This window comes from Youhaiella tibetensis (assembly GCF_008000755.1).
Lineage (GTDB): Bacteria > Pseudomonadota > Alphaproteobacteria > Rhizobiales > Devosiaceae > Paradevosia > Paradevosia tibetensis.
The window spans coordinates 1,437,702-1,452,158 of the sequence record NZ_CP041690.1; the positions used below are offsets into that span (position 1 = coordinate 1,437,702).

General features: G+C 64.2%; 15 protein-coding genes and 1 pseudogene. 7 read left to right on the forward strand and 9 right to left on the reverse strand.

Annotated features, from left to right (window positions below):
* Positions 1 to 14: 14 nt before the first annotated feature.
* From FNA67_RS06995 to FNA67_RS07005, 3 genes and pseudogenes are all read left to right on the forward strand, one after another.
* Entirely contained in the window at positions 15 to 893 is an 879-nt protein-coding gene (locus FNA67_RS06995; RefSeq protein ID WP_049704512.1) for a carbohydrate ABC transporter permease, read from the forward strand.
* 53 nt (positions 894 to 946) lie between these two features.
* Positions 947 to 1,774, forward strand: a complete 828-nt coding sequence (locus FNA67_RS07000; protein WP_174851695.1) for a carbohydrate ABC transporter permease — start codon at positions 947 to 949, stop codon at positions 1,772 to 1,774.
* Positions 1,775 to 1,785: 11 nt separating this feature from the next.
* Positions 1,786 to 2,469, forward strand: a pseudogene (locus tag FNA67_RS07005) (carbohydrate ABC transporter permease); the annotation flags it as partial.
* A 61-nt stretch (positions 2,470 to 2,530) separates the two neighbouring features.
* Here FNA67_RS07005 and FNA67_RS07010 read toward each other — a convergent pair.
* From FNA67_RS07010 to FNA67_RS07050, 9 genes are all read right to left on the reverse strand, one after another.
* The gene (locus tag FNA67_RS07010) at positions 2,531 to 3,559 is read right to left on the reverse strand and encodes a GntR family transcriptional regulator (protein WP_147655518.1); all 1,029 of its coding nucleotides are present in this window, start codon (positions 3,557 to 3,559) and stop codon (positions 2,531 to 2,533) included.
* Between the two features lie 34 nt (positions 3,560 to 3,593).
* Positions 3,594 to 4,568: a prolyl aminopeptidase gene (gene pip, locus FNA67_RS07015; protein ID WP_049704514.1), complete on the reverse strand. Its 975-nt coding sequence runs from the start codon at positions 4,566 to 4,568 to the stop codon at positions 3,594 to 3,596.
* Positions 4,558 to 5,769, reverse strand: coding sequence for a pyrroloquinoline quinone biosynthesis protein PqqE (pqqE, locus tag FNA67_RS07020; RefSeq protein WP_147655519.1), 1,212 nt, complete (start codon positions 5,767 to 5,769; stop codon positions 4,558 to 4,560). The genes pip and pqqE overlap by 11 nt, the downstream gene beginning before the upstream one ends.
* Positions 5,766 to 6,086 carry a pyrroloquinoline quinone biosynthesis peptide chaperone PqqD gene (gene pqqD, locus FNA67_RS07025; protein ID WP_147655520.1) on the reverse strand — a complete coding sequence of 107 codons (321 nt, stop codon included), beginning with the start codon at positions 6,084 to 6,086 and terminating at the stop codon, positions 5,766 to 5,768. Before pqqD ends, pqqE begins: the two co-directional genes overlap by 4 nt.
* Positions 6,083 to 6,847: a pyrroloquinoline-quinone synthase PqqC gene (gene pqqC / locus FNA67_RS07030; protein WP_147655521.1), complete on the reverse strand. Its 765-nt coding sequence runs from the start codon at positions 6,845 to 6,847 to the stop codon at positions 6,083 to 6,085. Before pqqC ends, pqqD begins: the two co-directional genes overlap by 4 nt.
* Positions 6,844 to 7,752 (reverse strand): pyrroloquinoline quinone biosynthesis protein PqqB, encoded by a 909-nt coding sequence (pqqB, locus tag FNA67_RS07035; protein WP_147655522.1) that lies wholly within the window; start codon positions 7,750 to 7,752, stop codon positions 6,844 to 6,846. The genes pqqC and pqqB overlap by 4 nt, the downstream gene beginning before the upstream one ends.
* A 29-nt stretch (positions 7,753 to 7,781) precedes the next feature.
* Positions 7,782 to 7,862 carry a pyrroloquinoline quinone precursor peptide PqqA gene (gene pqqA / locus FNA67_RS07040; RefSeq protein ID WP_035027773.1) on the reverse strand — a complete coding sequence of 27 codons (81 nt, stop codon included), beginning with the start codon at positions 7,860 to 7,862 and terminating at the stop codon, positions 7,782 to 7,784.
* A gap of 112 nt (positions 7,863 to 7,974) precedes the next feature.
* Positions 7,975 to 9,054: a LysR family transcriptional regulator gene (locus FNA67_RS07045; RefSeq protein ID WP_082201915.1), complete on the reverse strand. Its 1,080-nt coding sequence runs from the start codon at positions 9,052 to 9,054 to the stop codon at positions 7,975 to 7,977.
* Between the two features lie 95 nt (positions 9,055 to 9,149).
* Positions 9,150 to 10,070, reverse strand: a complete 921-nt coding sequence (locus FNA67_RS07050; protein ID WP_147655523.1) for a LysR family transcriptional regulator — start codon at positions 10,068 to 10,070, stop codon at positions 9,150 to 9,152.
* A 132-nt stretch (positions 10,071 to 10,202) separates the two neighbouring features.
* Between FNA67_RS07050 and FNA67_RS07055 the strand changes: the two genes are divergently transcribed.
* From FNA67_RS07055 to fba, 4 genes are read left to right on the forward strand one after another with little or no spacing between them, the layout of a single operon-like run.
* Positions 10,203 to 11,249, forward strand: a complete 1,047-nt coding sequence (locus FNA67_RS07055) for a class 1 fructose-bisphosphatase (protein ID WP_147655524.1) — start codon at positions 10,203 to 10,205, stop codon at positions 11,247 to 11,249.
* Between the two features lie 18 nt (positions 11,250 to 11,267).
* Positions 11,268 to 12,140, forward strand: coding sequence for a phosphoribulokinase (locus FNA67_RS07060; protein WP_049704521.1), 873 nt, complete (start codon positions 11,268 to 11,270; stop codon positions 12,138 to 12,140).
* Between the two features lie 10 nt (positions 12,141 to 12,150).
* Complete coding sequence (locus FNA67_RS07065; protein ID WP_147655525.1) at positions 12,151 to 13,374, forward strand: phosphoglycerate kinase; 1,224 nt, start codon at positions 12,151 to 12,153, stop codon at positions 13,372 to 13,374.
* The gene (gene fba, locus FNA67_RS07070) at positions 13,374 to 14,453 is read left to right on the forward strand and encodes a class II fructose-bisphosphate aldolase (RefSeq protein WP_147655526.1); all 1,080 of its coding nucleotides are present in this window, start codon (positions 13,374 to 13,376) and stop codon (positions 14,451 to 14,453) included. Before FNA67_RS07065 ends, fba begins: the two co-directional genes overlap by 1 nt.
* The last annotated feature ends 4 nt before the right edge of the window (positions 14,454 to 14,457 follow it).

The following is a 14,457-nucleotide window of genomic DNA, read 5'->3' on the forward strand; positions in this document are numbered from 1 at the left end:
TAGGGGATATTTCGATGATCAAGAACCGGACGGCCGAAGTCACGGCAGCGCTGATCCTGGTAGCGCCCTTCGTGCTGATCTATGCGGTGCTCTTCATCTATCCCACCATCCAGATGGTGGCGATGAGCTTTACCAACGCGCCCCTGATCGGCGAAGGCGAGTGGATCGGGCTCAAGAACTACACCAAGATGTTCGCGGACCGGAGATTCCAGACCTCGGTCATCAACACCTTCTATTTCGTGCTGCTGACCGTCGTTCCCAATACGCTGATCGGCCTGGGCATCGCCATGATGGTGAACCGCCTCAAGGGCTGGCAGCAATCCATAATCCTGGCGCTGTTCTTCCTGCCCTATATCCTTCCGGTATCGGTGGTCTTCCGCATCTGGAACTGGATGTTCGACATGCAGTTCGGCGTCATGCAGTTTCCGATCGAATTTCTCTTCGGCCAGCGCGTCCCGGTCTTCCGGACGCCCGCGCTCTTCCTGCCGGCCGTCGCCTTCGTCACCATCTGGTGGACGTGCGGCTTCAATATCCTGCTGTTCCTGGCGGGCCTGCGATCGATCTCGCCCGAGATGTACGAGGCTGCCTCCCTCGACAATGCCGGGCGCTGGAAACAGTTCACCCGCATAACCTGGCCGCTGATCTGGCCCGTCACGGCGCTGGTGCTCACCATCCAGCTCATCCTGCAGCTCAAGATCTTCGACCAGGTCTACCTGTTCGTGCAGGGCGGCCGCGCCGATCCATCCATGGTCATGGTGCAGTACATCTACACCACCGCCTTCCAGAAGAGCCAGGGCGGGTATGGCGCCACCATCGCCGTTGCCCTGTTCGTCATCATCATTGCCATGTCGGTGCTTCAGTTCACCGTTCTGCGCGCCCGAGGTGAGAAATGAGCGCCGTGACCGAAGACAACGCCACCGCCATCAGCCAGCGCCAGTTGCGGACCATCAAGGCCTTCGACATCGGCGGCGCCATTCTCGCCATCGTCACCCTGGTCTCGGCGATCATCTGGGCCTTCCCGCTCTACTGGGGCGTGATGACCACCTTCAAGCCCGAGTTCCAGGTGGTCGAGCCGGGCTTCAATCCCTGGCCGCGCACCTTCACGCTCGATGCCTATATCCACATCCTGACCCACACCAATATCGGGCTCTGGTATCTCAATTCCCTTGTGACCTCGCTCGCCGTCACCGTGCTCGTGGTCATCATGGGGGCAGGGGCGGGTTACGCCATCAGCCAGCTCAGCTTCCCGGGCCGCAAGATCCTCTGGTTCATGATCCTGGCCAGCTTCATGGTGCCCATCCAGGCGCTGATCGTGAACCACTTCGTGCTCATGAGCCAGTTCAAGCTCATCAACAACTGGCTGGGCGTCATCCTGCCCCAGCTCATCGTTCCGGTGGTGGTGATCGTCTACAAGCAGTTCTTCGACAGCGTGCCCAAGGAGTTCCGCGAGGCCGCCGTGATGGATTCGGCTAGCGAGTTCCGCATGCTGTTCAAGATCTTCCTGCCCATGAACTGGGGCGTCACCACCGCTCTCGCCATCATCACCTTCATCGGTGCCTGGAATTCCTTCCTCTGGCCGTTCCTCATCACCACCAAGGAAGAGATGATGAACGTCACGGTCGGTATTACCCAGGTCCGTGACTCCTTCGGCGTGCAGTATGCCCGCGAACTGGCTGCCGCCGTTCTGGCCGGCCTGCCGGTGGCCGTGGTCTACCTGATCTTCCAGCGCCGTGTGACGCAGGCCATCATGCTCTCGGCGGGCATCAAGGGCTGATCCCTCCCTGGCCGCGCACCTTCACGCTCGATGCCTATATCCACATCCTGACCCACACCAATATCGGGCTCTGGTATCTCAATTCCCTTGTGACCTCGCTCGCCGTCACCGTGCTCGTGGTCATCATGGGGGCAGGGGCGGGTTACGCCATCAGCCAGCTCAGCTTCCCGGGCCGCAAGGTCCTCTGGTTCATGATCCTGGCCAGCTTCATGGTGCCCATCCAGGCGCTGATCGTGAACCACTTCGTGCTCATGAGCCAGTTCAAGCTCATCAACAACTGGCTGGGCGTCATCCTGCCCCAGCTCATCGTTCCGGTGGTGGTGATCGTCTACAAGCAGTTCTTCGACAGCGTGCCCAAGGAGTTCCGCGAGGCCGCCGTGATGGATTCGGCCAGCGAGTTCCGCATGCTGTTCAAGATCTTCCTGCCCATGAACTGGGGCGTCACCACCGCTCTCGCTATCATCACCTTCATCGGTGCCTGGAATTCCTTCCTCTGGCCGTTCCTCATCACCACCAAGGAAGAGATGATGAACGTCACGGTCGGTATTACCCAGGTCCGTGACTCCTTCGGCGTGCAGTATGCCCGCGAACTGGCTGCCGCCGTTCTGGCCGGCCTGCCGGTGGCCGTGGTCTACCTGATCTTCCAGCGCCGCGTGACGCAGGCCATCATGCTCTCGGCGGGCATCAAGGGCTGATCCCTCGTTCTCCTGCACTGACCCTGGGCCTTGCAACTCCCGGCAAGGCCCTTCTTTTTGCCTAGTCTCCCACCGGCACGAGATAAGGCGGATAGCGGTCCCGGTCGAGCGGGGGCAGGTTGGCGATGCGCGGAACGGTCGTGGTCGAAGCGCGCTTGAGGTGGTGCCGCAAGGCTTCTGCCGCGCCATCGACATCCCCTGCCACCAGCGCGTCGAGCACCGCCAGGTGCTCCTCGAACGCCAGGTGCATGTCGGGGGTCGGGCCATAGCGCTCGAGCGTGTGCCCCGTCGCGATCAGCGAGCGCTGGCTTTCCCTGATGATACGCACCAACTGCCCGTTGGGCGCCGCCTGCACGACGTCGACATGGATGTCCCGCTCGAAATCGTTGAGCTCGGACGGGCTGGCGATGCCCCTGTCGATCAGCGCCTTGAGCCGGTCCCGCGCCGCTACCAGCCGTGCGTGGTTGAGCAGCGGGTAGGCGCTCCGCAGGGCCTCCGGCTCCAGCAACTGCCGGATCTGGTAGTGTTCGGAAACATGCTCGGGCGTCAGCTTGTCGGCAAACCAGCGCGCCTGCTTGTCCTGCCGGATCAGTCCGGCATGCTCGAGCCGCGTCAGGATCACATGGGCGAGCGTGGGGCTGATATTGTGGAACTCGGCCAGCGCCGCCCGGTCCAGCCCGAAGCTGCCGAACGCTACGCATGAGGAGACGGTCGCCTCGACGATGGGATAGATGCGCTCGGCAGCGCCCGAAAACCCGAAGGCATCGCGATCGGCTTCCGAAAGCTCGAGGCCGGCCTCGAACAGGTCCTTGCGGACCGGCGCCACCGGGCGACCGGTATAGGAGACGATCAGCCCGCGCCCGCGGAACCGCAGCACCAGCCATTCGGCCGCCAATTGTTCGAGCGCGATGCGGGCCGGCGTCCGGCTGACGTCCAGCGACTTGGCGATGCTGGCTTCTCCCAGCACGAGACCGTCTGGAAACACGCGCTTTTCGATGTGGCGCCGCAACAGCGCATAGATGGATTGGCTGAGCTGCTTGGGATCGCCCATTCCGTCGGGCAAGTCCAGAACTGCAAGTTCGCTCGTCATCGGCGGGCTCCCGTACCGTCGTGGGGTAACGAACCTAGGCGCTGGAAAGTGGCCCTACAAAGGCGCCTATTGCCGCAACCACCGCCTCGGTTACTCCGGGGTCACCTAGCGAATGGCCTGCGCGCTCGACCACCCGGATTTCACAGCCCGGCCATTTTTGCGCCAGGGCGAAGGAAGTGGCCGGCGGACAGAGCAGATCGAAGCGGCCCTGGACGATCTTTCCGGGTATTTCCGCAAGGTTTCCGGCGCTTTTCAGCAGTTGGCCGGGTTCCATGAAGCAGTCATGGCTGAAGTAATACGCCTCCATGAACGGGGAGGAGGCGAGGGGCGTGGCGGGATTGCCGATGCTTTCGAAGTTGAGGCGACTTGCCGCAGGCGCAACCTCGGACAAAATGCGTTCGGTGTCGTTCCAGGCGCGCGCCGCCGGCCCGTGGATGACCGGATCGGGGTCGAGGATACGCCGCCAGTAGGCATCGAGCGGCTGCGCCCGCTCGCCCTCCGGCAGCACGGAGAGGAAGTCCTGGTAAAGCCCGGGATAGGTCGTCGCCAGTCCGGTGCCGAAAGCCCATTCGAGTTCTGCCCGCGTCCCGAGAAACGTGGCACGCAGCACCAGCCCGCTGACGCGCTCCGGATGCGCCTCCGCATAGGCCAAGGCCAGCGTCGCGCCCCACGAGCCGCCGACCACGAGCCACTTGTCGATGCCCAGCGTCTGCCGGATCAGTTCCATGTCCGCGATGAGATGGGCCGTGGTGTTGGCCGTGCGGCCGCGTCGCGGCGTGCTGCGCCCGGCGCCACGCTGGTCGAACAGCACTGCACGGAACTGGCCCGGGTCGAAGAGCCGCCTGTGGCTCGGCTGGCACCCGCTGCCGGGGCCTCCATGCAGGTACACCGCCGGAATGCCGTCGGCTCGCCCGATGGTCTCTACATAAAGCGCGTGCCCGTCCCCCACCGGCAGCATCATCGTCGTCAGCGGGGTGAAGGGATCGGAATAGCTTCCGTCAGGCGCCATGCGCGTTTTCTTCCGGCTCCAGCGTGCCGCCCGAGAAATTGCGGTAGATGTAGCGGTTGGTGCCCTCTGCCGCTTCCGTCTCGGCGATCTTGAAGATCTTGTCATGGAGCGGGGAGAGCGAGCAAGCCGGGTCGGTATTGCCCGCGCTTCCCGTCAGTGCGAAAGCCTGGCACCGGCACCCGCCGTAATCCTGCTCCTTGAAGGCGCAGCTCTGGCACGGCTCGGGCATCCAGCCGGTGCCGCGATATTTGTTGAACGCGTCCGAGTTCTGCCAGATCCAGGCGATCGAGTGGTTCGAGCGCACGGATTCGAAGTCGAGGTCCGTGATCGTCTCGGCCGCATGGCAGGGCAGGACCTTGCCGGCGGGCGTGATGTTGAAAAACTGCCGCCCCCAGCCGCCCATGCACTTCTTGGGCCGCGTGGCGTAATAGTCCGGGATCACGAAGTCGATCGCCAGGATGCCCTTGAGCCGCTGCTCGGCCTCCTCGACCACCTTGGTCATCTCGTCGATCTGCTCGATCGTGGGCATCAGCGAGGCGCGATTCTTGAGCGCCCAGCCGTAATACTGGACGTTCGCCACCTCGATCCGGTCGGCATCCATGGCAACGGCCATGTCGATGATCTGCGGCAATTGCGCCATGTTCTGCCGGTGCATCACTGCGTTGACCGTCAGCGGCAGTCCGACCTCGCGCGCCCAGCCGGCCGCTTCCAGCTTCTTGGCATGCCCGTTGCGGAACCCGCCGATGCGGTTGGCCAGCACCGGATCGGACGCCTGGAAGCTGATCTGGATATGGGCCAGCCCCGCATCGGCCAGCGCCTCGAGCTTTTCCTTGGTCAGCAGCACGGCCGAGGTGATGAGGTTCGAATAGAGCCCCACATCGCTCGCGTGCTGCACCAGTTCCACCAGGTCCTTGCGCACCGTCGGCTCGCCGCCCGAAAAATGCACCTGCAGCACGCCGATCTCGGCCAGCTCGGTGAGGACCTTTTTCCACTCCTCTGTGGTCAGTTCGTTGCCCGCGCGCTCCATCTCGATGGGGTTGGAGCAATAGCCGCATTGGAGCGGGCAGCGATGGGTCAGCTCCAGCAGCACCGCCAGCGGAATCCCGTACTGTTCGGCAACCGAACGGTTGCCTTCCAGGATCGCCACCCCGTCGCGCGGGTCGGCAAGGGCAGGGCTCGAATGGGTGATCGAAGGGCTCATGACTTCGCCTCCACCAGGAACCCGGACTCGGCCAGGTCCTGCAACATGGCAATGACGTCCGCGCCGATTTCCTCGCGCGGCGCCGTGTACTTCTCGACGAGCAGGTCGATGACGTCCGCCACCGTCCGCTTGCCGTCGCACAACTGCAAGATCTCGACCGCAATCTCGTCGGGGGCCATCACCCGTTCGGGCACCAGCAGCACCCAGCGCTGCCGCGTCTCGTCGAACCGCAGCTTCGCGCCGCGCGCCAGCGTCGGCACGCTGGCCTCGCTCACCCTCATCCGCCGCCGCGCGGCGGGTGCGGCGGCCGTGTTCATTTCGCCTCCGGCACGAAGGCGCCCGGCGGCACGTTGCCTTCCACATAGGCGTGGTAGAGCGCGTCGAGCTGTACCCAGAGCACGTTGGTCTTGAAGATCAGCGCATTGCAGACCAGCGCGCGCTGTTCGGGTGTCCTGGCGTGATCCTTGACATAGGCCAGCGCGAAATTGGCATCGCGCGGAGCCTGTTCCAGCCGGCGCTGGAAATAGGTCATCACGTTCGGGTTGATGAAGTCATAGTGCTTGAGCATTCCCGAAATGCGCTCTTCGTGCAGGTTCGGCGCGAAGAGTTCGGTGAGCGAAGAGGCGATGGCCTCGAGCGGCGAGCGGTCGCGCACGAAGTGCACATAGGCGTCCACCGCAAAGCGCGTGGCGGGGAGGATGCCCTCTGCGGACTCGACATAGTCGGTGTCCAGCCCCAGCCCCTCGGTCAGCTTGATCCAGCGCTCGATGCCGCCTTCCGTATCGAAATTGCCGTCATGGTCCTCGATGCGATGCCGCCATTCGAGCCGGATGTTGCGATCCCGGAACCGCGACAGCACCACCGCGTCCTTGATGGGGATCGAGCTCTGGTAATAGTAGCGGTTGAGCGCCCAGGCCTGCACCTGGCCCTTGTCGAGCTTGCCGCCATGCAGCAGCTTATGGAACGGATGCAGGCTGTGGTAGCGGGTCGCCCCGATGTGCCGGAGCTGCGTTTCCAGCTCTTCCGCCGAGTTGAGTGGGGCATCGGTGGCCACCGAAAAAGCCGTCATGGCCGTCATAGCTTGATCTCCATACCGTCCGACGGAATGAGCCACCCCGCCGCTTCCGCCTCTCGCCGCTCGGGCGAGCCGGGCAGCAGTACGGGATTAGAATTATTGATGTGCAGGAAGACCTTGCGGTCGATTCCTGAATCAGAAAGCGCGGGAATTGCCGCCTCCATGGCGATGTGTCCCATGCGCTGCCCGGTCTTCCTGGAAAGTCCCTGGGCGATCATCTCGTCATCGCTCCAGAGCGTGCCGTCGAAGAACACCAGTTGGGCACCCGCCAGCTTGGCCTCGACCTCAGGCGTCACCCGTGCACAGGCCGCCAGGAACACCAGCTTCTGTCCGCCGGCCTTCTCGCCGATGACGAGGCCCAACGTATCGCCCGGCTGGTCATCGGAAATTCCTTCGAGATACCACGCCCCCTTGCCGGGAGCCTCGAAGGCCTCCACCACCAGTCCCGAGGGGGTGCCGTCCGGCAGCAGTGGTTCGAACGCCGCGTCCGTTTCAATCGGAATCCGTTTCACAAGATCGGGATTCAACACATTGAAAATGCTGTTCGACTTGAGGATCGCGTGCACCCGCTCATGGGCATAGACGCCGAAGGGCCATCCTTCGCGCAGCGACAGGAGACCGGCCACCGCATCGACTTCGCCATTGGTGAGGATGACGCCCGCGATCGGGCTGTGACGCAGCTTGGCGCCCTTGGGGTGGAGGGCCGGATTGTCGGTGATCTGCTGGCGGATATCGGGCGAGGCATTGATGAGGAACCAGTGCTCCCCATCCGCGCTCACCGCCACCGAGGCCTGCGTCGAGCGCAGTTCGGGCTGGCCGTTTCGCGCAGCCGAGCAGACGGCGCATCCGCAGTTCCACTGCGGCACGCCGCCACCCGCCGCGGCACCGAGAACGATTATGCGTAGCATGAGCTTCAGCGCTCGCGGCGGGATCGCTGTTACTTGCGCGTAGCGCAGGCGTACATGTTGATTTCCATGCTCACCGGCACTTCGACGATCTTGGGCTTGTTCCAGGCCATGAGTTTTCTCCTCAGGTAGTTTTTAGGCGGCACGATTGCCTGCCCGAGGAAAAGGCTAAGTGCGTGACCGGTTTACGCGCACTCTATGGCAGCGATAGGCGATGCCTATCGGCTAGAGGTCGTTCAGGGCCGGCCGGTCGAGGAACGGCGGCGTGGCCTCCAGCGTCGGCGCCACGAAGCTTGCGCCCACGTCCTGGAGCGTTTCCAGCAGGGTGGAGTAGGGCTCCAGCCGCCGGTACTGGGAGGGCACCATCGCCACGATGTGGCGCGGCGGCGACTGCACCTTGTAGAGCCTCACGCCATCGAGCGCCCCGGCGCCCGCCACCGTCGAGATCGCTGGCGCCAGGCACACGCCCAGCCCCGCCCGCACCAGCCCGATCGCCACCTCGAAGCTGCGGCATTGCGCGGCCACGCGATGCTCGGGCAGCATCTGGTCGTACCAGTCCTCCACGCGCTTGGCGTGCTGGGTTCCGAAGATGAACTGGATCGATTGGTTGAGCACCGCCCGCTGCCCCTTGCGCAGGTCGCGCGCCGGGACCCGCACATTGCTCAGGTCGAGGCTTTCGGGCACCACCAGCACCATCGGGTCGTCCACGATTGGCACCTGCAGGAAACCCACGCTGGCCTGCGCCACCGAGCTCGAAGCCACCAGACCGATATTGACCCGCCGCCCATAGAGCAACTCGAGCACGTCGCCCGGCGCATTCTCCTGGATATCGAAATCCACGTCCGGAAACTTGGCATGCATCGCCGTGATCGCCGCCGGCAGGATCACGCGCAGTACCGAGTTGATGCCGCTCAGCCGCACCGTCACCCGCTGCCCGCCGCTGAACTGGGTAAGGCCATCCTCGAGTTCGCGCATGTTGCGCAGCACCGTCTCGGCGCGGCTCATCAGGTAGTGTCCGGCGTCGGTCAGCGTCATCTGGTTGGAGCGCCGGTCGAAAAGGCGCGTGCCCACGATGCTCTCGAGCTTGGAAAGCTGCTGGGAGAGCGAGGGCTGCGCCAGCCCGAGCTGCTTGGCCGCCTTGGTCAGCGTCTCCGAATGCGCCACCGCCCAGAAGATGCGCAGTTGGTGCAGCGTAATCTCGGGCCGTTTCGCCTTGACCTTGCCCGTCGCCGGGCGCGGCGAGCGCAGCAGGGCGTTGATTTCGCCCAGGAGTTTATCGCTGTTGTCCGTTTCGTTTTCGTCCATGGGTCCGACCTTGTGGCGCTCTGGTCTCCTAAATCAGCTTTAGGTTTGCCCGACTGCTAACTTTCCAATGATCAAAATTACAAAACGAACGATAGTCACCTTGCGGTGATCCTGGGCAGGAAACGTTCGCCTTCCTTGCCCAGGAACGCCTCGAAGGCCACCATGCTAGGCGAAAGCGCCCGGTCGGCCCGCGTGACCGAGAACCATTGCCGCCGGATCGGCGTACCCAGCACGTCGAGCACCACGAGCCGCCCCAGTTCCACTTCCTGGGCGATGGTATGGCCGGAAATGAAGGCCAGTCCCAGCCCCGCCATCACTGCCTGCTTGATGGTTTCGTTGGAGTCGAGTTCGGTTCCCAGGTCGTCGATCCGCCCGGGGAGTTCGCCCAGGAAGATCTCGAGCGAGATGCGCGTCCCCGAGCCGCGCTCGCGCACCAGGAACTTCTCCTGCCCGATGCGCTCCTTGCTGATCTGCTGGTGCCTGGCCAGCGGATGGTCGGGTGGCGCCACGAAAACCAGCGGATGCTCGCCGAACGAAGCCGCCCGTACCGGCAGCTCGCGCGGGGGCCGCCCCATCAGCGCCACGTCCACCGAGTGGTTGTTGAGGCTCGCTATGGTCTCGGCGCGATTGCCCACGAACAGCGACACGTCCACGTCCGGATACTGCTTCATGAACGCGGCCATGATTCCCGGAGCGAAATACTTGGCCGTCGACACCACCCCCAGCCGCAGCGCCCCCTTGCGCACGCCCTTGATGGCGTCGATCTCGTCATGGAGCACCAGCAGCCGTTCCTCGATGGCCTTGGCGGCCTCGGCCACCGCCAGACCTGCGGCAGTCGGACGCATCCCCTCGCTGGTGCGGTCGAAGAGCTGCGTCCCCAGCATCGCCTCCAGGTCCCGCAATTGCAGCGTTACCGCCGGCTGCGACAGACCTAACTCGTTGGCAGCAAATATTATTTTGCCAGCCTTCTGCACGGCGGCCACGGCGCGAAGCTGGCGTAGGGTGATGTTCTTCATGGCATCACTATAAAAATCCCAAATAGCCTTTGCATAGATTATAAATTTTACGCCAACCCGATTGGCTGTTCGTCTGAACTCACCGCTTGAGACCGGCCCCAAGACTGGCCAGGCGGCTTGGAGGAACAGCCAATGCCCGCGCCGACGCTGGACGACCATCTCAACGCCTTTGTCAGCACCTCGTCTGCCGACTGCCTGGCCGTTGCCGATGTCGTCCGCAAGCTGGCCGGTGCCGCCGTCGAGGTGCGCGAGGCCATCAACCTGGGCGCCCTGGGCAATGCCTTCGCCGGCATCGCCGCCACCAATGCGGGCGGCGACGTGCAGAAGGACCTCGATGTCCTCGCCGACGAAATCTTCCTCAACGCCATGGCCGGCGCGCCGGTCGCGCTCTTTGCGTCAGAGGAACTGGAAAACCCGGTCGTCCTCGACCGCGAGGCCCCAATCGCCATTGCCATCGACCCGCTCGACGGGTCGTCAAATATCGAAACTAACGTCTCGGTCGGCTCGATCTTCTCCCTGCTGCCGGTGGTGCGGCCGCTGGAGGGAAGCGGCATGGAGACGTTCCTGCAGCCGGGTAGCTCCCAACTGGCTGCGGGCTTTTTCGTCTACGGTCCGCAGCTCGCGCTGGTCCTGACCCTGCGCGCCGGCACCCACATCTTCGTCTATTCGCCGCGCCAGAACACCTTCGTTGAGGCCTATCGCGACGTTCAGGTTGCGCACAAGGCCTCCGAATTCGCCATCAACGCCTCAAACTATCGTCACTGGGATGCACCGGTCCGGCTTTACATCGATGAGTGCCTGAGCGGTTCAGCCGGCGCCCATGCCCGCGACTACAACATGCGCTGGATCGCCTCGCTCGTGGCCGACACCTACCGCATCCTCATCCGCGGCGGCGTGTTCCTTTATCCCGGCGATAGCCGCAAGGGCTACGGCAGGGGACGCCTGCGGCTGCTCTACGAAGCCAATCCGATTGCGATGCTGGTTGAACAGGCGGGGGGCCTGGCGACCGATTGCGTGACCCGCACCCTAGAAATCCAGCCCACCGCGCTCCACCAGCGCGTGCCGCTGGTCTTCGGGTCGGCCTCCGAGGTCACGCGCATCGAGCACTACCACGCCGAGGCAGACCAGATCGGAGGGCGCTCGCCGCTCTTCGGGCATCGCGGTTTGTTCCGGTCATAGGTCGCGGGGGAGGGGAACTTGTCGCAACTGCATCCGATCATATCGATCACGGGCTCGTCGGGCGCCGGCACTACGTCGGTCAAGCGCATCTTCGAGCTGATTTTCCGGAGGGAGAACATCGGCGCTGCCTTCATCGAAGGCGACGCGTTCCACCGCTACAACCGGGTGGATATGAAGACCAGGATTGCCGAGGAGGAGAAGCGCGGCAACCCCAACTTCACCCACTTCCACCCCGATGCCAACGAGCTAGAAACGCTCGAATCCATCTTCGCCGAATACGCCCAGTCCGGCACCGGCCGCACCCGCACCTACATCCACGACGATGACGAGGCCAAGGATTTCGGAGTTCCCGCCGGCAATTTCTCGCCCTGGCGCGAGTTCGATGAGAGCGACCTGCTGTTCTACGAGGGCCTGCACGGATGCGCGGTGACCGATACGGTCAACTTGCCGCGCTATGCCGACCTCAAGATTGGCGTCGTCCCCGTGATCAATCTCGAATGGATCCAGAAGATCCATCGCGACCGGGCGACGCGTGGTTACTCCGCCGAAGCGGTAATGGATACCATCCTGCGGCGCATGCCGGACTACGTCCGCTACATCACGCCCCAGTTCACCCAGACCAACATCAACTTCCAGCGCGTCCCGATCGTGGACACGTCCAACCCCTTCATCGCGCGCTGGATCCCCACGCCCGATGAATCGATGCTGGTCATCCGCTTCGCCAACCCGCGTGGCATCGATTTTCCGTATCTGCTCTCGATGATCCACGACAGCTTCATGTCGCGGCCCAATTCCATCGTCGTGCCCGGCAACAAGCTCGACCTGGCCATGCAGCTCATCCTGACCCCGCTCATCTTGCAGCTCATCGAGCGCAAGCGGCGGGCGGCGTGAGGGGGCGGCCATGAACGCCACCATGCTCCCCGATATCCGAGATGCCGACGTTGCCGGCCGCACGGTGCTCGTCCGCGCCGACCTCAACGTCCCCATGCATCATGGCGCGGTAACCGATGCCACCCGCATCATCCGCTTCGCGCCAACCGTCGCCGCCCTCCAGCAGCGCGGCGCCAGGGTGGTGGTGATGTCGCACCTCGGCCGGCCCAACGGCCAGGTCAATCCGGTTCACTCCCTGGCGCCTGTGGCCAATGCCCTCGCCCGGGAGCTCGACACCCCCGTCCGCTTCGTCCCCGATTGCATCGGCGGGGCCGCTGAATCCGTCAGCCGCTCGCTCGCGCCGGGCTCGGTCGCCATGCTCGAGAACCTGCGCTTCCACGAAGGCGAGGAGGCCAACGACCGCAGCTTCGCGCTCATGCTCTCGGTCAACGGCGACATCTTCGTCAACGATGCCTTTTCGTGCTCTCACCGCGCACATGCCTCTACCCACGCCATCACGCGCCTCATGCCCTCTTATGCCGGTCCCTCGCTGCTGGCCGAGGTCGAGGCGCTGACCCTGGCGCTCGAAGATCCCGATCGCCCCGTGGCCGCCGTCGTCGGTGGCGCCAAGGTTTCGACCAAGATCGATATCCTGCGCAACATCGTCACCAAGGTGGATTTCCTCATCATCGGCGGTGGCATGGCCAACACGTTCCTCGCCGCCTTCGGCCATGATGTCGGCCGCTCGCTCCACGAACCCAATGCCATCGCCACCGCGCGTCGCGTGCTGGTCGAGGCGCAACGAAACAACTGCGAAGTCATCCTTCCCCAGGATGTCGTGGTTGCTCGCGACTTCGCTCCGCATGCGGCCAGCGAAGTCGCATCTGTTTCCGCCATCCCCTCGGACGCCATGGCCCTCGACCTCGGCCCGGCCTCGCTCGACCGCGCCCTTGGCGTGCTCGAGCGCAGCCGCACCCTGCTCTGGAATGGTCCCCTGGGCGCCTTCGAGATGGAACCCTTTGGCCAGGCGACTTTCGCGCTGGCCCAGGCGGCTGCCGACCTCACAGCGGCCGGTCGCCTGCTTTCCGTCGCCGGTGGCGGCGATACGGCCGCGGCTCTCGGCGCTGCCGGGGTGGCCGATCGCTTCACCTACCTCTCGACCGCCGGCGGCGCCTTCCTCGAATGGCTCGAGGGCAAGGAACTGCCCGGCATTGCCGCGCTCGCCGCACCCGCATCCGCTTTGGAGAACACCTGATGGCTCGCATCACCCTGCGCCAGCTTCTCGATCACGCCGCCGAGCACGGCTACGGCGTCCCCGCCTTTAACATCAACAACATGGAGCAGGGGCTGGCCGTGATGGAAGCGGCCAAGGACGTGGATTCTCCCGTCATCCTCCAGGCCTCGCGCGGCGCTCGTTCCTATGCCGGCGACATCATGCTTGGCCGCATCATCGATGCGCTCGAAGAGATGTACCCCGACATTCCGCTCTGCATGCACCAGGACCACGGCAACAACGTCGCCACGTGCCTGTCGGCCATCCAGCACGGCTATACCTCCGTGATGATGGACGGCTCGCTCAAGGAAGACGCCAGGACCCCGTCCGACTACGATTACAATGTCGGCATCACCGCTGAAGTCGCGCGCCTCGCCCACATGGTCGGCGCTTCGGTCGAAGGCGAGATCGGTGTCCTCGGCAGCCTCGAAACCGGGGAAGGGGACGCCGAGGACGGCCACGGCTTCGAGGGCAAGCTCGAGCGCCACATGCTGGTGACCGATCCCGAGGAAGCTCGCCGCTTCGTCTCCGAAACCAAGGTTGATGCGCTGGCCGTAGCCATCGGCACCAGCCACGGCGCCTACAAGTTCACCCGCGAGCCTACCGGCGAAGTGCTGGCCATGGAGATCATCGAAAAGCTCCACCAGGTGCTGCCCAACACGCACCTGGTCATGCACGGCTCGTCCTCCGTTCCCAAGGAGTGGCAGGAAGTCTTCAATGCCCATGGCGGCGACATGCGCGAGACCTGGGGCGTGCCGGTCGACGAGATCGTGCGGGGCATCAAGCACGGCGTCCGCAAGATCAACATCGACACCGACCTGCGCCTCGCCGCCACCGCCGCCATGCGCAAGGTCGCCGTCACCGATCCAGCCGAGTTCGATCCGCGCAAATTCTACAAGCCAGCCATGGACGCCATGCGCAGCGTCTGCCGCCAGCGCTTCGAGGCCTTCGGCACCGCCGGCAATGCCTCGCGCATCAAGGTCATTCCCCTCAGCCAGATGGCCAAGCGCTACGCCTCGGGTGCGCTCGACCCCAAGACCTCGGCCCAGCACGCCGCCTGAACAC

What these genes read in the sequence shown, in the direction of transcription:
- FNA67_RS07055 (WP_147655524.1), top strand. Translation starts at nt 10,203, where the DNA reads ATGCCCGCGCCGACGCTGGACGACCATCTCAACGCCTTTGTCAGCACC.
- pqqE (WP_147655519.1), bottom strand. Translation starts at nt 5,769, where the DNA reads ATGAGCCCTTCGATCACCCATTCGAGCCCTGCCCTTGCCGACCCGCGC.
- FNA67_RS07010 (WP_147655518.1), bottom strand. Translation starts at nt 3,559, where the DNA reads ATGACGAGCGAACTTGCAGTTCTGGACTTGCCCGACGGAATGGGCGAT.
- pqqB (WP_147655522.1), bottom strand. Translation starts at nt 7,752, where the DNA reads ATGCTACGCATAATCGTTCTCGGTGCCGCGGCGGGTGGCGGCGTGCCG.
- pqqD (WP_147655520.1), bottom strand. Translation starts at nt 6,086, where the DNA reads ATGAACACGGCCGCCGCACCCGCCGCGCGGCGGCGGATGAGGGTGAGC.
- FNA67_RS07065 (WP_147655525.1), top strand. Translation starts at nt 12,151, where the DNA reads ATGAACGCCACCATGCTCCCCGATATCCGAGATGCCGACGTTGCCGGC.
- pip (WP_049704514.1), bottom strand. Translation starts at nt 4,568, where the DNA reads ATGGCGCCTGACGGAAGCTATTCCGATCCCTTCACCCCGCTGACGACG.
- FNA67_RS07045 (WP_082201915.1), bottom strand. Translation starts at nt 9,054, where the DNA reads ATGGACGAAAACGAAACGGACAACAGCGATAAACTCCTGGGCGAAATC.
- FNA67_RS06995 (WP_049704512.1), top strand. Translation starts at nt 15, where the DNA reads ATGATCAAGAACCGGACGGCCGAAGTCACGGCAGCGCTGATCCTGGTA.
- pqqA (WP_035027773.1), bottom strand. Translation starts at nt 7,862, where the DNA reads ATGGCCTGGAACAAGCCCAAGATCGTCGAAGTGCCGGTGAGCATGGAA.
- pqqC (WP_147655521.1), bottom strand. Translation starts at nt 6,847, where the DNA reads ATGACGGCCATGACGGCTTTTTCGGTGGCCACCGATGCCCCACTCAAC.
- FNA67_RS07050 (WP_147655523.1), bottom strand. Translation starts at nt 10,070, where the DNA reads ATGAAGAACATCACCCTACGCCAGCTTCGCGCCGTGGCCGCCGTGCAG.
- fba (WP_147655526.1), top strand. Translation starts at nt 13,374, where the DNA reads ATGGCTCGCATCACCCTGCGCCAGCTTCTCGATCACGCCGCCGAGCAC.